Below are 15,339 nucleotides of genomic sequence, written 5' to 3' on the forward strand. Positions count from 1 at the left end.
TCAGTGGCACGAACAGAAAATGGTACATCGCCGTCGCGGCAAACTGCAGCCGGGACAGGTCGACCACACTATCAATTGGCATGTATTTCTCCTTGATTGCGGGCAGCATTGAAAGGGGTATGAAATTGATCATTCATCCCCTCTGGCGAGATATCAATGGAGAGCGGTTCCATAAAACCCGACCAAAGGATATAGAGGAAGATCAATTTGATAACGACGACAGCAATCAGCTCACGCAACAATTTCCGATCAGCCATAGCCTCCCCCCTTCAATATCTTCCTGATGATTTAACCATACCGTTCATATGGTTAAATTTTCCTCGCATCAAAGAGAATTGAAAATGTGACACATTGACGCAATGTGCATAAAACCTGGGACATATCCCGATACCCCGGGTTTGTAAAGTGTCAAAACGTCACATGAGATAATTTGTCGCAGCGGTAATATTTTACTTGAATGGATCGGCAAAGCGGGGATCTGTAATAAAGTTACGATCGGTCAGTGTTTCAAGAAAGGCAAGCAAATCCATGACTTCGTCGTCATCAATGGCGAACCCTTCAATAAACTGGCTGCGCAGAGGATTGGGCGGTTTCCCGTCATAAACGGCCCTTCCCTTTTTCGCATAATGGCTTTTAATGACTGCTGCCAGCGTTGGAATGGACCCATCGTGCATATAGGGGGCCGTCAGGGTGATGTTGCGCAGCGAGGGGGTCCGGAACTTTCCCTCATCCCCGGCCTCACCGGTAAATTCACGCAACCCATGCCCGTTGGCGGGATAAGCGCCATTGCCATCCAGGTTGTACAACCCATCGTTGTGAAAACCGATCTCGGGAAATCCGGACCGCGCATGCTGGATATTGTCGGTAAAGTTCAGCCCGCCGTGGCAGTGATAACATTCGAGCCGCTCACCGAAGAACAGCGCCTCGCCCCGTTTTGCGGAATCCGAAATGGCGTTCGCCTCTCCGGCATATTTGTAGCGGTCATATGGCGCATTGAACGACAGCAAGGTCCGCTCGAATGCCGCAATCGCCCTGGTGATGGTGGACAGGCTGATCTCGCCTGTGGACTCCGGAAAGGCTGACCTGAACAGGGCCGGATAGTCCTTGTCTTCCCGCAGCAGTTTCAGCAGCAGTTCTTCACGCCCCGCCATGCCCATTTCGACCGGATGGTCTCCGAATATCGGCACCAGCGCCTGGGTTTCCAGTCGCTTCAGGTTCGGATTTGCCCAGGTCAGTACCGGCAGATATGCGACATTGGCCAGCGCCATGGCATTCTTGAAGCCCGGCTCGCCATTCACGCCGGTCGGCACGACCTTGCCATCGGTAAACGCCCGCTTCTGCTCATGGCAACTGGCACAGGCCATCGAACCATCAGCAGAAAGACGCTTGTCATAGAACAGATAGCGGCCCAGCTCGACCTTGGCCACGCTCATCGGATTGTCCGCCGGCACAACCGGGGTTGGCACCCAGGCTGGCAAGTGCCAGTCATACGGGGAGGGACTTGCCGCACCCGTCAGCATCATGACGGTTCCGGCCACGCCCAGGATTGCAGCCGCCATTTTCCAGCCTGGCTTTTTCATCCCTTACCTCGCACTGAACACGCGCTGTGTGCCAGCGGGACGGCCGGCAAATGGCAAACCGAATGCCCCCATCACCCCGGTGCAGTCGGCATCGTCCGGCGCCGCCATGCAGCCGGGCGCGGTGCCTGCCGTCTGCTTGACGATATCGCTGTCTGCCAGCAGGCTGGCCAGATCAAGGCTGACGACATGGCGTTCGACATCGAAGGGCGACAGGAACACCGCCACCCGGTTGGAATTGGCGCAGGAGGTCGCCGGCGAGGTGCGTGACACCGCCTTGCATTCCGTGCTGCCCAGATGGACCGGGAAGCCCGCCGGCGCCGGACTCGCATTGCGGCGGTCGCGTGCCGGCCCGTCGGTGATCATGTCGAGCTTGAAGAACTTGTAACCTGCCTGCCAGCTCCAGAACATGGCGGTCAGATTCAATGGTGACGGCGCCAGTGTGGTATCGGCATGGTTGAGGTCGAATGGCAACCCGACAGTAAACCGCAGCGCCCGGTAGTCCCCCGGCGGCACCGTGCCCCCCACCACGGTATGCATGCCGGGATTCCCGTTGCGACACGGGCCGCTGCCGTTCTCGAAATCGAGCAGCACCACATCACGGTATTGCCACAGGCCATCCTGGTCGAGTTGCAGCGGTGTAGCCCGGCCGCTTGCATCGAGCAGCTCAATGGCCGTGACATAGAAGCGCAGATCGGACGGCGTGATGCGCGAGTGGTTTGCCCCCTGATTGTCATAACTCTTGCCACAGGCAAACGGTTGCTCACCGATGCGAGCATCAAAATGCAGCGCCACCCGCTGCCGGGGTTTGACCGGAGCAAGACTGGAGCAGGCCGTGGCCAGCAGTACAACAAGGGCCATGATGGCGGATAGTCGTTTCATGATGTTCTTCAGAATGCGGAGCTGAATGCAATTTTGACGTTGCGCCCGGTCTCCACCGTCTTCGCATACACGTTGCTCGACTGGTAGGAGATGTAGCGCTGGTCAAAGACGTTGCCGATGCTGAAATCGATGCGCGATTTCCTGGCCCATTCCGGCGACCAGCTCAGATAAACATCGTTGACACCGTAGCCTGCGGTACGCCTCAGGGCGGTGGCATCGTAATCCTGGGCAGCAACGAAGCGGCCATTCCACATCAGGGTCACGCCGGTGCTGCCAAGCACTTGTTTTAGCTGAATATTCAGGCTGTCCGGCGGGGAGAACAGGTTGGCATCACTATTGGCATCTACCACCCGGATCCGGCTATAGGCAGCATTGAACTCAAGCAGGCCCTTCTTGTAGCGCAATTCAATCTCGCCCCCGGTCCGCCTGGCATCCTGAATATTCTGAGCCTGCTGAATCACCCCGCGCCCGGCAAAGGGGGCGGTACGGATATAGGAACCAATGACAGTATTGGAGATCAGATCCGACACCCGGGAGACAAAGGCGGAGATCTTGATGCGCAGCGAATCCTCGGCGGCCAGGACACTGCCCTGCGTATAGGCCGCCCCCATTTCAAAGGTCCGGTCGGTTTCCGGCTTGAGGTTGGTATTCGGCGCAAAGTTGAACAGGTAATTTCGCCCGGACAGGCTGGTGTACATCTCGGTCAGCGATGGTGCACGGAACGCCTCGCCATAGCTGGCATAGATACGGGTCGACGGACTGGCCTGCCAAGCGAGAGAGAGTTTCGGCGACACATGACTGTCACTGCTGTCGCTATTGCTGTTGTCGGCCGAGGTGCGATAACGGTCCGCCCGCAGGCTCGGCGTCAGTCGCCAGGCCTCGCCCAGAGCGATTTCATCCTGCATGAAGAGACCATAAACCTCCTGCCGGCCATTCGGGATGACTGGATTCGGCGAGCCGGAGCTGGCAGCAGATTGCTTGTCTTCGTAGTAGTCGACACCGTAAGTCAACCGATGGCCGATCCCGGCTCCCTCGAAGCGCAGCGTGTCCTGAATGCTTGCGCCCAGGGTTTCGGTTTCACTGTTCGTTGCCGCCAGTGCCGGAAATGTCGGATTTCTTTGCGCACTGCGCTTCAGCCGGGTCTGGTAAAGCGTGACATCAATGTCGTTCGCCCCGGTCTCATCCAGCGAAGTGAGCTTGAAAATCGCCTGATCCTGCCGAGTCCGGTTGGCCTGGACCGGGATACTCGATGGTGTACCGAGGGAGCTGTCCGTCTGCGGATTATTCGGTCGCAGGCTGTTCTCTTCATAGCTTTGATACGACAACTGCAAACGCAGCCAGTCGTTCGGCTGGTAACCGAACTTGAGCAGTCCATTGTCGGCATGGCCGTCATTGGGCTTGAGGTAATCCCCGCCGCCCTGACGGATGCGTCCCCAGTCGGCGTAACCAATGGAAACCAGTGCGTCGAATGCCCCGCTTTGCCCATAGGCCCGTGCATTGTAATGCTGCGAGAGGTCGGCTGAAGCAAAGCCTGCCCGCACATCCGCACCGGTACTCTGCCCGTCCGCCAGCAGGTCGCGCGCCGATACGGTCCTGAACGCCATGACCCCGCCCAGGCCACCACTGCCGTACAGTGACGAGGTCGAACCACGCACCACTTCCGCTGCTGCGAGCTGGTAAGGATCGATATAGATAGGTGAGCTCAGTGACGATGCATCATTGATCCGGGCGCCATCGACCAGCATCGTGATCTCTCTACCCGAATAGCCGCGAATAGTCGGAATCTGTGCTGCAGACCTTGGCCCCCCGCCAAAGTCGACATTCGGCAGACGCTTCATGACGTCGGACACGGCATAGGCTTGCGACGCTTCAAAATCCTGTGCCGTCACTTGGCTAACCGATGCCGGCAGGTGATCGAGGCGATTGGGAGTACGTGTCGCCGAGACGACAAAAGGCGCCAGTTCTGTCACTTCACCAGTAGCCAGCTCCGCAGCCCGGGCCTGCAATGCGCAAAGAAAAGAAAAAGGCAGGACTGCCAGCGGAAGAAATTCACGTTTCATGCCTTTGTCCTAATCAAACAAAGCCGTGATTAGACAGCCTGCAGACAGGTTTGAGCAATGCGACAGATTACCGCACCAGCATGAAAAAAGCAGGTGTAAAAGCCTACGCCAGACTCGTCAAAGAAGCCGGCCCACGCAGCGTAAGCTTTTGTTTTCGGCAACCATCAGGGCCCAATAGACAACCAGAAAAATCAAGCCTGGCTAACACTAATGCTGGCATCAGACTGCCTACGCCCACCAAACTGTGGACAATCAACTATTCAATGCTAATTGATCCGATCAGCGTAAACGCCCGGTCAACCCCTGTTGACGCACGCCCTTACCCCGCAGCCGACCAGCGATGCGGCATCAGTTCCGCTATCCGACTCTGCTTCCAGCTCGGCAGGCGCGTGATCACATCCCGCAAATACGCATACGGGCCATGCCCGTTCAGCCGGGCCGACTGGATCAGGCTCATGATTGCGGCCGCCCGTTGGCCGCTGTGCAGGAAGCCGGCAAACAGCCAGTTCGAGCATCCGACCGCCCACGGCCGGATCTGGCTCTCGGCCCAGTTGTTGTCAATCGGCACGTCGCCGTCTTCGAGGTAGCGCGTTAGCGCTTCCCAGCGCCTGAGGCTGTAACCGATCGCACGTGCGGTCCCGCAGTCGTCGGGTACGCGTTGACGCTGCGTCAGCAGCCAGCGATGCAGGGTGTCGGCCAGCGGTCGCGCCTGTTGCGGGCGCAGGGTCTGTCGGTCGTCTGGCGACAAGTCAGCGGCTTCGCACTCGATGCCATACAGAGCGCCGAACAGTTCCAGAGCCTGCCCGGCGATCTGGCTCTGGTGCTGCTGGTGCAGGTCGTGGAATTTGCGTCGGGCGTGCGCCATGCAGCCCAGTTCGGTGATGCCGGCTGCAAATCCGGCCTTGTAGCCGGCATAGTCGTCGGTCACCAGTTTGCCGCGCCAGTCCTGCAGGAAGCTGCGGCTGTATTCGCCGGCGCGACCGGGGGTGAAGTCGTAGACCACAGCGCGCAGGGCAGCATACGCGGTCGGGGTATACGCCCACAGGTAGGCGCGCTGCGTCTTGCCGGTGCCGGGGTTGAGGGTGGACTTGCCCCCGTACCTCATGACACCCGTTCCCGCCTCAGGTTGAAGAAATCGCCAGCCGTCGGAACTCCCGGGGGGACCGGTAGCCCAGCGCGCTGTGCGGGTGGTGCTCGTTGTAATGGACAAAGGCCTGCGCCAGGTTCGCCAGTGCGGTTTCCCCGTCCGGCTTTAGCATGAAGGCGATGTAATCCCGCTTCATCGTCCGGACGAAGCTCTTCGCCATCCCGTTGCTCTGCGGACTGCATACCGGGGTCGTCACCGGCTCCACTCCGATCTCCCGGGCAAAGCGGCGGATCAACTGTTTAGTCTAGGCGGGATGCGGTGTCCTGTCGTTCGGGGGGCTCATCCAGGTAGAAGCAGGCGCAAAGATTGGGGGGACCTCCGCGTACAAAGTCAGCATACATCTCGCGATAAATCTGGTAGCACTCGCCTGACCACCTCCATCAAATATTCACAATAACGCACACCAATCTCCAACTGATCCATTCAGACTGGCGATTATGGTTGCTGGACGCCCTTCTGCATGGATATGAATAAGCTTCACGAAGAGTGGGCGCTGGGTGATGAGGCTTTTAGACGATACGTTATCGCACAAGCATATCCAGAGCAGCAGCGCTGCATCGAGGAAGAACTAACCATTCGTCAATAGCGCCATGTTCATATTGATTTCACTGAATTTGGAGTGCACCTTAACTTTATTTCACTGCATTAACTAAATGTAATAAAAACGCAGTACAGCGTAAAAAAGTTCAGGGGTGGCACCGGTTATCTGCATCCCAAAAAAACTGTTATGACACTGACGGAAAGGGCCTGTGGGACATGCGTGTATTGTTAATCGATGATAGCCAGACGAATGGGGGTACCATCATGCGGGAGCTGCAGGAAGCCAGTTATGCGGTGGACCGAGCGTGTGATGGAAATACGGGTCTGACGCTGTTCAGCCTCCAATTATACGAAATGGTACTGGTCGACCTCGATTTACCTAAACAGGATGGTCATAACGTGCTACGTAGCTTGCGGCAGCGCAATCCCCAGATGCCAATTCTGGTAATTTCAGTCAGCAGTAAGCCCGACGATATTGAAAAAGGGCTAGACCTTGGTGCCGACGACTATGTCCGCAAACCAGTCGAATTTCGCGAACTACTGGCGCGTATGCGTGCTGTAGCTAGGCGCCGGGCCGGCTCGGCTACTCCTATCCTCTCAAATGGCGAAATCAGTCTTGATCCAGCGACCCATGAGGTCTGTTATCGCAGGCAGACGCTGCGCATGACCAGCCGCGAGTTCGCGCTACTTCAGGCTCTGATGCAACGCCCTGGCACCCTCCTTTCCCGAAGTGATATTGAACGGCGTCTTTACAGTTGGGATCAGGAAGTGGACAGCAATGCTATCGACTTTCTGATCCACTCCATTCGCAAGAAGCTTGGTGCTGACATCATTCAAAATCGACGTGGAATTGGCTGGATGGTAAAAAAATTGATGAATTTCATTTCGCCACATAAGCACACATTTCTTCATATACTTCAGGATAACCATTCTCATTTTACGGTTAGCAAGATAACCAGAGGCTATAAAGATCAAGCACACCATGCAAGCAGAATTTACAGTGACACCCAAAGGCCTGAGCCAGGTTCACCTACTCGGCCCCCTATATGAATTTCACATAAAACCAATATAGTTATTGCCCTATTATCTAGCCGAAGCTTCCCACAATAACTGGGCAAAACCTACTCAGGTTAAAATGACACAGCTTACGTGCCGCAAAGTCTCGCATTGCACCTTGAACGTACTGGCGGCCAGCCGGCAGGCAGTGCTGCCAACCCATTTTCAATTCTGCTGTATATTATTCGGCCACGTCAGCATGAACTGTGTCCCTCCGCTTGCGGTTGCACAGCAACAGGCCTGCCCACCATGGGCTTGCGCGATGGCAGCGACGACCGCCAGCCCCAGGCCACTGCCCCCTGCATTTGAGCGTGTTGCCTCTGCGCGTCGGAAGGCCTGAAAGACATGCGGTGCAATATCACTTGAAATGCCCGGCCCCTCATCTTCGACACACAAGCTGCACCGTCCATTCTCCTGGCAGGTCCGAATCCGGATTGCCCCCGGAACCGCGTGCTGCCGGGCGTTCTCCAGCAGCGCCAGCAGCGCTTGCCGAATTCGGCCCGGATCACAAGATACGCGGCTCTCATCAAGGTTCAAGACGGGATGCTGGCCCGCTGCCAGCAAGGAATCGGAACACAATTCCACAACGGACCTGATCTCGGCGGCGAGGTCTGTCTCCTGCCACTGAAGGTTGAGGTGACCGCTATGCATCAGGCTCACGACACGCAAGTCCTCGATCAACCGGGACAGACCTTCGACCTGGACCAGCAGGCTGCGGAACTGCAATGCATCCGGCATGAATACGCCATCGGCCAAGCCTTGCAGCCGCCCGCGCAGAATAGTGACGGGGGTGCGCAGTTCGTGGGCGATCGCGGCATTCCAGAAGATTTGCTCCTCGGTCGTGCGTTGCAGTTTGTCGGCCAGGGCGTTGAAGTCATCAGCCAGCAGTGCGGCTTCTCCCAGAGAATGATCGCTGGCCTCTACCCTGACACCAAGCTCGCCCTGAGCGACGCGGCGGATACCATCCGTGACGGAATTCAGCGGAACCAGAATGCGACGCGACAGATTGACAGCCACGGCAATGGCCAGGGCCAATGCGGCCAGGGTAGTGCCAACCATCCACCCCCATTCCGGTGCCGTTGGTATCAGGCCCTCCGAGGAGGATTCCTCCGGCCAGTATGTCACCCAGAAGTAGTAGAAGGCATACGACGTCAACTGGAACAACAATATAACGCCGAAGGCCATCGCCACCATGGACTGGGCGATTTGACGGCTCAAGCCGACCAGTTTCACTCGACACTCCAGAGTCGGTAGCCGACACCGCGAATGCCAACTGGAATGCCCATAACGCCCAGATCTTCAAGCTTCTTGCGCAACTTGCTGATATGGCTATCCACCGTGCGCTCCAGGGTGTCGCCTTCCGGCAAGCAGGCAGCCAGCAGTTCCGCGCGGCTGAACACCCGCCTGGGCGCACGCAACAGTTGTGTTAGCAGTTTGAATTCGGTCAGCGTCAATGCCAGGACATGGCGCTGCTTTCCCAGCTGGACGGTCGCTTCATGCGTGATCAGGTCGATCTCGAAAGGGGCCGCGCGCAGTACACGCTGATTCTCACGGTCGCCACGTGGCATGGAGCGGCGCAGCACTGCCTGCGTGCGCGCAACGACTTCAGCTGGATTGAACGGCTTGACGACATAGTCGTCGGCTCCAATACGCAGTCCCATCAGCTTGTCGATGTCCTGATCCATCGCTGTCAGCATGATGACGGGCGTATCACTGCTGTGGCGAATTTCGGTGAGTACTTTCCAGCCATCCACCCGAGGCATCTGCACGTCCAGCAAGACAAGGTCAGGCCTTAACGACTGGTGAAGTTCGATCGCCCGCTGGCCATCAGGTGCATGCGCGCTGCGCATCCCCGCGTGCGTCAGGTAGGCCGAGAGGATATCGGCAATTTCTGGCTCGTCCTCGGCAATCAGGATCAGGGCTTGTACAGCCGGGTCGCTATTGGCTTGCAACATCGAATTCAGCATTTCTGCATTTAACAGATCTGCATCTTACAGATTTATTTTTTTTTCTCCATCGGATCTCCATCGCTGCTCGGACAAACCCCGACTGTCCAAATGCAGAATCTGGTCTGTTTTGCCGGCAATTGACGGCCTGTTTATCAAGGAACCCATGAAGACCGTACCAAAAAGCATTGCAGGCCTCTGTGTCTTGGCTATGGCAGCGCTGACGGCTTGCAGTCCCTCTGCCCCACAGGAAAGCATACTCCCCGCTCCCCTGGTGTCCACGATGCCCCTGACGCCGACCCGCCTGGAACTGACCGAAGAACTGCCCGGCCGTGTCGCCGCCGTGCGCATCGCTGAAATTCGGCCGCAAGTCAGCGGCATCGTGCAGCGCCGGCTATTCGAGCAAGGCACCGAGGTTCGCGCGAACCAGCCACTCTTCCAGATTAATCCGGCGCCGTTCCGGGCCGACGTGGACACTGCCGCCGCAGCCCTGCAGCGGGCCGAGGCCGCGCTGGCGCGCGCACGCGTGCAGACCGCCCGCTTGCAGCCGCTGGTCGAGGCCGATGCGATCAGCCGCCAAGTCTACGACGACGCGGTGTCCCAGCGTGACCAGTCCGCAGCCGATGTGGCGCAGGCCCGCGCCACGCTGGCACGCCGCCAGCTCGACCTGAAATTCGCCACGGTGGAAGCCCCTATCCCTGGGCACATCGACCAGGCGCTCATTACTGAAGGCGCGCTGGTGGCCAGTAGCGACAGTACCCCGATGGCGCGCATCCAGCAGATCGACCAGGTTTATGTGGACGTGCGTCAACCCGCCTCCTCGCTCGACACGCTGCGCGAGGCGCTGACGACGCAGGATGCGAAAGCTGGCGCGGAAGGTTTGCCGGTGAAGGTGCTGCGCAGCAATGGCGACCCTTATGACGTCAAGGGCCGGATCCTGTTCTCAGGCGTAACCGTCGATGCCGGAACCGGCGACGTGCTGCTGCGCGTCCTGGTGGACAACCCCCGGCGGCAACTGCTGCCGGGCATGTTCGTGCGCGTGCGCGTACCGCAAGCCAGCTACGAGGCAGCGCTGACCATACCGCAGCAAGCGGTGGTGCGCGCGGGCGGGCAGCCGCAGGTCTGGGTGCTCGATGCGAGCAAGCACGTCAAGCGCACTACCGTGGAACTGGGCGAACTGATGGACAGACGCTACCGCATCCGCTCTGGATTGAGCGCGGGGCAGACGATCGTCGTCGAGGGCATGGAACGACTTTCCGACGGCATCAAGGTAAATCAGCAAGCGTGGAAAGCCTTTGATCCCGCCCTGGCCGCATCCACACGCTGAGTGACGAGGAGAATTTGCCATGCCCGGATTTTTCATCCAGCGCCCGGTCTTTGCCTGGGTCATCGCCCTGTTCATCATTCTGCTTGGCCTGATCGCCATTCCCCAACTGCCGATCGCACGTTATCCCTCCGTGGCGCCACCATCGGTCAGCATCAACGTCAGCTACCCGGGTGCCACACCGCAGACCATGAATGATGCCGTGCTCAGTCTCATCGAACGCGAGCTGTCCAGTGTGAAAAACCTGTTGTACTTCGAGTCCTCAGCCGATACATCGGGGGCGGCGTCGATCACCGCCACCTTCAAGCCGGGCACTGACCCTGAGCTGGCACAAGTCGATGTGCAGAACCAGCTCAAGGCCATCGAGGCGCGTTTGCCGCAGGTAGTGCGCCAGAACGGCCTGACCGTGGAGTCCGCCGCGTCCGGCTTCCTGATGATTGTCGGTCTGAAATCAGAAGACGGCCGTTTCGACGAAACCGCACTCGGCGACTACATGGCGCGTAACATCGTCGAAGAACTGCGTCGGATCGAAGGTGTAGGCAAGGTGCAGTTGTTCGGTGCCGAGCAGGCCATGCGGATCTGGGTCGATCCGGCCAAGCTGAATGCGTATGGTCTGTCAATCAATGACCTGACCACGGCGATCGGCCAGCAGAACGTGCAGATCGCGCCAGGCAGCGTCGGCGCCTCGCCGGCCTTGCCGGGGCAGCGGGTAACAGTACCGCTGACCGTGCAGGGGCAGTTGAGCACGCCGGAGGAGTTCGCTGGCGTGGTACTGCGAGCCGCAGCCGACGGCTCCAGGGTCGTGCTCGGCGACGTTGCCCGGGTCGAACTTGGCGCGCAATCCTATGGCTTCATCAATCGCGAGAACGGCAAAACGGCCACCGCCGCAGCCATTCAGCTTGCGCCCGGCGCCAATGCGGTGCGCACTGCTGACAGCGTGAAAGCGCGCATGAGCGAATTGAGCCGGACGATGCCGGCCGGCATGAGCTACTCGATGCCGTTCAATACCGCGCCATTCGTCAAGGTATCGATCGAGAAAGTAATCCAGACACTGGCCGAGGCAATGGTGCTGGTCTTCCTGGTGATGTTCCTGTTCCTGCAGAACATCCGCTACACGCTGATCCCCGCCATCGTGGCGCCGATAGCCCTGCTGGGTACCTTCGCCGTGATGCTGGCCTGTGGCTTCTCGATCAATGTGCTGACCATGTTCGGCATGGTGCTGGCGATCGGCATCATTGTCGATGACGCCATCGTGGTCGTGGAAAACGTCGAGCGCATCATGGCCAGCGAGGGGCTGGGGCCGAAGGACGCCACCCTCAAGGCGATGAAGGAAATCACCGGCGCCGTCGTCGGCATCACCCTGGTGCTGACTGCGGTGTTTATCCCGATGGCGCTGGCAGGCGGCTCGGTAGGTGTCATCTACAAGCAGTTCACGCTGTCGATGGCAGTGTCGATCCTGTTCTCGGCTTTTCTGGCACTGACGCTGACGCCGGCGCTGTGCGCCACCCTGCTCAAGCCGGTCGATCCGGGCCACCATGAGAAGCGCGGTTTCTTCGGCTGGTTCAACCGGCGAGTCGAGCATATGACTGAAGGCTACGGCGCACGCGTGAGCTGGCTGGTCGCACGCACCGGGCGGGTGATGCTGGTGTTCATTGCCATTGCAGCGGTGCTGGTGCTGGCACTGCGGGTGTTGCCGTCATCGTTCCTGCCCGAAGAGGATCAGGGCTACTTCATGACCTCCATCCAGTTGCCTGCAGATGCCACGATGGAGCGCACGGTTGAGGTGGTGAAGACTTTCGAGAAACACACGGCTTCGCGCCCGGGTATCGAGTCCAACATGTCGGTCGTGGGCTTCGGTTTCTCGGGCTCCGGCCCAAACGCGGCCATGATTTTCACCATGCTCAAGGACTGGACACAGCGCGGTGGCGCCACGGCGCGCAGTGAACTGGCGCAGGCCAAACAGGCCATGGCCGGTATTACCGAAGGCTCGGTGATGAATCTGCTTCCTCCAGCGATCGAGGAGCTGGGCAACAGCTCCGGTTTCACGATGCACCTGCAGGATCGTGCCAACCAGGGGTATGCCGCGCTCAAGGCGGCGGAGGCTCAACTGCTGGCGCTGGCGGCGCAGAGCAAGATCGTCAGCAGCGTTTATCCCGATGGACTGCCTGTCGGCACCAGCATCCGCCTGGATATTGACAGGCAGAAGGCCGAGGCGCTGGGTGTGCCGTTCCCGGCCATTAGCGAAACGCTGTCCAGCGCAATGGGATCGAACTACGTCAACGACTTCCCCAATGCCGGTCGCATGCAGCAGGTCATTATTCAGGCCGACGCGCCCACGCGCATGCAGATCGACGATGTGCTCAAGCTGTACGTGCGCAACACCAGCGGCGGCATGGTGCCACTGTCGGAAGTGGTCCGGCCGGCATGGGGTGAAACCCCGCAGCAGATGGTGCGCTATCTGGGCTTCCCTTCGGCGCGCATCGCCGGCAACGCTGCACCCGGCGCTTCCAGCGGCGAGGCCATGGCCGAGATGGAACGGCTGGCCGGAAAGCTGCCGCCTGGATTTGCAGTGGCCTGGACCGGCCAGTCGCTGCAAGAACGCCAGTCCGTCGCACAGGCGCCAATGCTGATGGTGCTATCAATGCTGGTGGTGTTTCTGGTGCTGGCCGCGCTGTACGAGAGCTGGTCGATTCCGCTGTCAGTGATGCTGGTGGTGCCGCTGGGCTTGCTCGGTGCGGTCATGGCGGTGCTGCTGCGCGGCCTGCCCAATGACGTGTTCTTCAAGGTTGGCCTGATCACCGTGATCGGTCTGTCTGCCAAAAACGCCATCCTGATCGTCGAGTTCGCCAAGCAACTGCGCGAGCAGGGCAAAGGCCTGGCCGCGTCTGCGGTGGAAGCGGCGCGACTGCGCCTGCGGCCCATCCTGATGACCTCGCTGGCCTTTGGTCTGGGCGTGGTACCGCTGGTGATCGCCCGTGGCGCCAGTGCCGAAACGCAGCACGCCATCGGCACCGGTGTGCTGGGCGGCATCGTAACCGCAACCCTGCTGGCGATCTTCTTCGTTCCCGTGTTCTTCGTTTCCGTGATGGGGCTGCAGGAACGCTTCGTGACCTGGCGGGCAGCCTCCCGTCATCAACAACAAGGCTGATTTCATGCGAGCGCTCATTCTTCCACTTGTGCTGGCCCTGTCGGCTTGCACGCTGGCGCCCGAACTTGCCAAACCGGAACTGCCGGTACCCGCGATGTTTCCGGGCCATCCCCTTACCGATATGCAAACGCACGCGTCAGAGCTCGGCTGGCGCACGATGTTCGGCGACCCGCGCCTGCAGCGACTGATCAAGCTGGCGCTAGACAACAACCGCGACCTGCGTCTGGCCGCGCTTAACGTAGAGGGGGTCCAGGCCCAGTATGGTATTCAGCGTGCAGTGCGTCTGCCATCAATTGACTCAACGGCCAGTGTGACACGCCAGCGCACGGCGGCCAGTCCCACTACACCTGCAACCATCCAGAAGCAGTACGGTCTGAACGTCGGCACAAGCGCTTTCGAGGTGGATCTGTTCGGCCGTATCCGTTCATTGTCCGATGCGGCGCTCGCTCGCTACCTGGCGAGCGAACAGGGGCGCCGAGCCACGCAAATCTCGCTGATCGGCGCAGTGGCCGATGCCTATTTCGCCGAACGACTGGCGCAAGAGCAGCAAGGCCTGGCCGAACGCACGCTCGCCGATTGGCGCCAGTCGCTCGACCTGGCACGCAGGCTGAAGGAGGCCAGCCAGAACAGCGGCCTGGACGTGGCTCAGGCGGAAGGCCAGGTCGCCAGCGCCGAAGCAGACCTGGAGGCCCGCGCAAGAGCCGTGGCGCAGGCCCGCAACGCGCTTCGTTTGCTGATCGGCACAGAGTTGCCGGGAAATCTGCCCGCGCCGCTCCCCCTGGATGGACAGCCGGTCATGACGGTTCTGCCTGCTGGCTTGCCTTCCGATTTATTGTTCCGTCGACCGGACATCTTGCAGGCCGAGCAGAACCTCAAGGCTGCAAACGCCGATATCGGCGCTGCGCGGGCGGCGTTCTTTCCACTCCTGGCCCTGACCGCTTCGCTGGGCTATGCAAGCCCGGGCATGAGCAGCCTGTTCGAGGGCAGCAACCGCTTATGGATCTTCGCGCCGCAGATCACCCTCCCGATCTTCCATGGCGGAAAATTGCGCGCCGAGCTGAAACTGGCCGAAGTGCGCAAATCCAGCGCAATCGCCGAGTACGAAAAAACCATCCAGACGGCGTTCCGCGAAGTAGCTGATGGCCTGGCTGGTCAGGAAACCTTTGGCCGTCAGATTGAGGCACAGACCCAGGCGGTTGCCAGCACCGAACGCCGCACCGCGCTATCTAGGCTGCGCTATCAAGCTGGCCTCGATGGGAGGCTGGAACTATTGGATTCGGAGCGGCAACTCTACTCGGCGCGGCAGACACTGCTGGATCTGCGACGCAGCGAGTTCGGCAATGCCGTCGCGCTCTACAAGGCGCTGGGCGGGGGGATGAAACATATGGACGCGACCCCGGTGGAAAAAAGTGAACTGATTGGCCCAGAGAAGCAATGAGTCAGAATGTGACTCTTGCCCCTGGCACTCACTGGCAACTGGCATTTGGGTAGCAGAAGCAGCTATCCCAAATTTTTTTACCCACATATCACCTCCCCGGTAACTGGCAGTGACACTCCGTCACTGCTTCCTCTGCCTGCCCTGGCTCACCACCAGGGCATTTTCCCGGGAGTCTGATATGTCTCATCTCATCGAAACCATGGCCTATGTCGGCCAAGTCC

At 59.4% G+C, this 15,339-nt stretch carries 10 protein-coding genes and 2 pseudogenes; 5 read left to right on the plus strand and 7 right to left on the minus strand.

Going from position 1 to position 15,339, the window contains the following annotated elements:
• Positions 1 to 284, plus strand: a 284-nt coding sequence (locus DFO50_RS19740) for a hypothetical protein (RefSeq protein ID WP_233495307.1), incomplete at its 5' end; no start/stop codon positions are given.
• A 165-nt stretch (positions 285 to 449) separates the two neighbouring features.
• Here DFO50_RS19740 and DFO50_RS18380 read toward each other — a convergent pair.
• From DFO50_RS18380 to DFO50_RS18400, 5 genes and pseudogenes are all read right to left on the minus strand, one after another.
• Positions 450 to 1,580 (minus strand): methanobactin export MATE transporter MbnM, encoded by a 1,131-nt coding sequence (locus DFO50_RS18380; protein WP_112692986.1) that lies wholly within the window; start codon positions 1,578 to 1,580, stop codon positions 450 to 452.
• Positions 1,581 to 1,583: 3 nt separating this feature from the next.
• On the minus strand, positions 1,584 to 2,459 hold the full coding sequence (locus DFO50_RS18385; protein ID WP_112692987.1) for an MbnP family copper-binding protein: 876 nt from the start codon (positions 2,457 to 2,459) through the stop codon (positions 1,584 to 1,586).
• Positions 2,460 to 2,467: 8 nt separating this feature from the next.
• Complete coding sequence (locus DFO50_RS18390) at positions 2,468 to 4,519, minus strand: TonB-dependent hemoglobin/transferrin/lactoferrin family receptor (protein WP_112692988.1); 2,052 nt, start codon at positions 4,517 to 4,519, stop codon at positions 2,468 to 2,470.
• Positions 4,520 to 4,838: 319 nt separating this feature from the next.
• Positions 4,839 to 5,600, minus strand: a pseudogene (locus tag DFO50_RS18395) (IS66 family transposase); the annotation flags it as partial.
• Positions 5,601 to 5,640: 40 nt separating this feature from the next.
• A pseudogene (locus DFO50_RS18400) lies at positions 5,641 to 5,895 on the minus strand (integrase core domain-containing protein); the annotation flags it as partial.
• A 527-nt stretch (positions 5,896 to 6,422) separates the two neighbouring features.
• Here DFO50_RS18400 and DFO50_RS18405 point away from each other — a divergent pair.
• Entirely contained in the window at positions 6,423 to 7,256 is an 834-nt protein-coding gene (locus DFO50_RS18405; protein WP_112692989.1) for a response regulator transcription factor, read from the plus strand.
• A gap of 171 nt (positions 7,257 to 7,427) precedes the next feature.
• Here DFO50_RS18405 and DFO50_RS18410 read toward each other — a convergent pair whose 3' ends face one another.
• Positions 7,428 to 8,495, minus strand: coding sequence for an ATP-binding protein (locus DFO50_RS18410; protein ID WP_112692990.1), 1,068 nt, complete (start codon positions 8,493 to 8,495; stop codon positions 7,428 to 7,430).
• Complete coding sequence (locus DFO50_RS18415) at positions 8,492 to 9,229, minus strand: response regulator (RefSeq protein ID WP_112692991.1); 738 nt, start codon at positions 9,227 to 9,229, stop codon at positions 8,492 to 8,494. Before DFO50_RS18415 ends, DFO50_RS18410 begins: the two co-directional genes overlap by 4 nt.
• A gap of 262 nt (positions 9,230 to 9,491) precedes the next feature.
• On the opposite strand from DFO50_RS18415, the gene DFO50_RS18420 reads away from it, so the two are divergent.
• From DFO50_RS18420 to DFO50_RS18430, 3 genes are read left to right on the plus strand one after another with little or no spacing between them, the layout of a single operon-like run.
• Positions 9,492 to 10,535: an efflux RND transporter periplasmic adaptor subunit gene (locus tag DFO50_RS18420; protein ID WP_199489899.1), complete on the plus strand. Its 1,044-nt coding sequence runs from the start codon at positions 9,492 to 9,494 to the stop codon at positions 10,533 to 10,535.
• Positions 10,536 to 10,554: 19 nt separating this feature from the next.
• A complete protein-coding gene (locus DFO50_RS18425; protein ID WP_112692992.1) occupies positions 10,555 to 13,680 on the plus strand; it encodes an efflux RND transporter permease subunit in 3,126 nt (1,041 codons plus the stop codon).
• A 4-nt stretch (positions 13,681 to 13,684) separates the two neighbouring features.
• Positions 13,685 to 15,118, plus strand: coding sequence for an efflux transporter outer membrane subunit (locus DFO50_RS18430; protein ID WP_112692993.1), 1,434 nt, complete (start codon positions 13,685 to 13,687; stop codon positions 15,116 to 15,118).
• Positions 15,119 to 15,339 lie beyond the last annotated feature (221 nt).

Origin of the sequence: Microvirgula sp. AG722, assembly GCF_003269145.1 — a bacterium.
GTDB lineage: Bacteria > Pseudomonadota > Gammaproteobacteria > Burkholderiales > Aquaspirillaceae > Microvirgula > Microvirgula aerodenitrificans.

Bases quoted from the DNA above. Each gene is read 5' to 3' on its own strand.
- DFO50_RS18380 (WP_112692986.1), bottom strand. From the start codon at position 1,580: ATGAAAAAGCCAGGCTGGAAAATGGCGGCTGCAATCCTGGGCGTGGCC.
- DFO50_RS18385 (WP_112692987.1), bottom strand. From the start codon at position 2,459: ATGAAACGACTATCCGCCATCATGGCCCTTGTTGTACTGCTGGCCACG.
- DFO50_RS18390 (WP_112692988.1), bottom strand. From the start codon at position 4,519: ATGAAACGTGAATTTCTTCCGCTGGCAGTCCTGCCTTTTTCTTTTCTT.
- DFO50_RS18405 (WP_112692989.1), top strand. From the start codon at position 6,423: ATGCGTGTATTGTTAATCGATGATAGCCAGACGAATGGGGGTACCATC.
- DFO50_RS18415 (WP_112692991.1), bottom strand. From the start codon at position 9,229: ATGCTGAATTCGATGTTGCAAGCCAATAGCGACCCGGCTGTACAAGCC.
- DFO50_RS18420 (WP_199489899.1), top strand. From the start codon at position 9,492: ATGCCCCTGACGCCGACCCGCCTGGAACTGACCGAAGAACTGCCCGGC.
- DFO50_RS18425 (WP_112692992.1), top strand. From the start codon at position 10,555: ATGCCCGGATTTTTCATCCAGCGCCCGGTCTTTGCCTGGGTCATCGCC.
- DFO50_RS18430 (WP_112692993.1), top strand. From the start codon at position 13,685: ATGCGAGCGCTCATTCTTCCACTTGTGCTGGCCCTGTCGGCTTGCACG.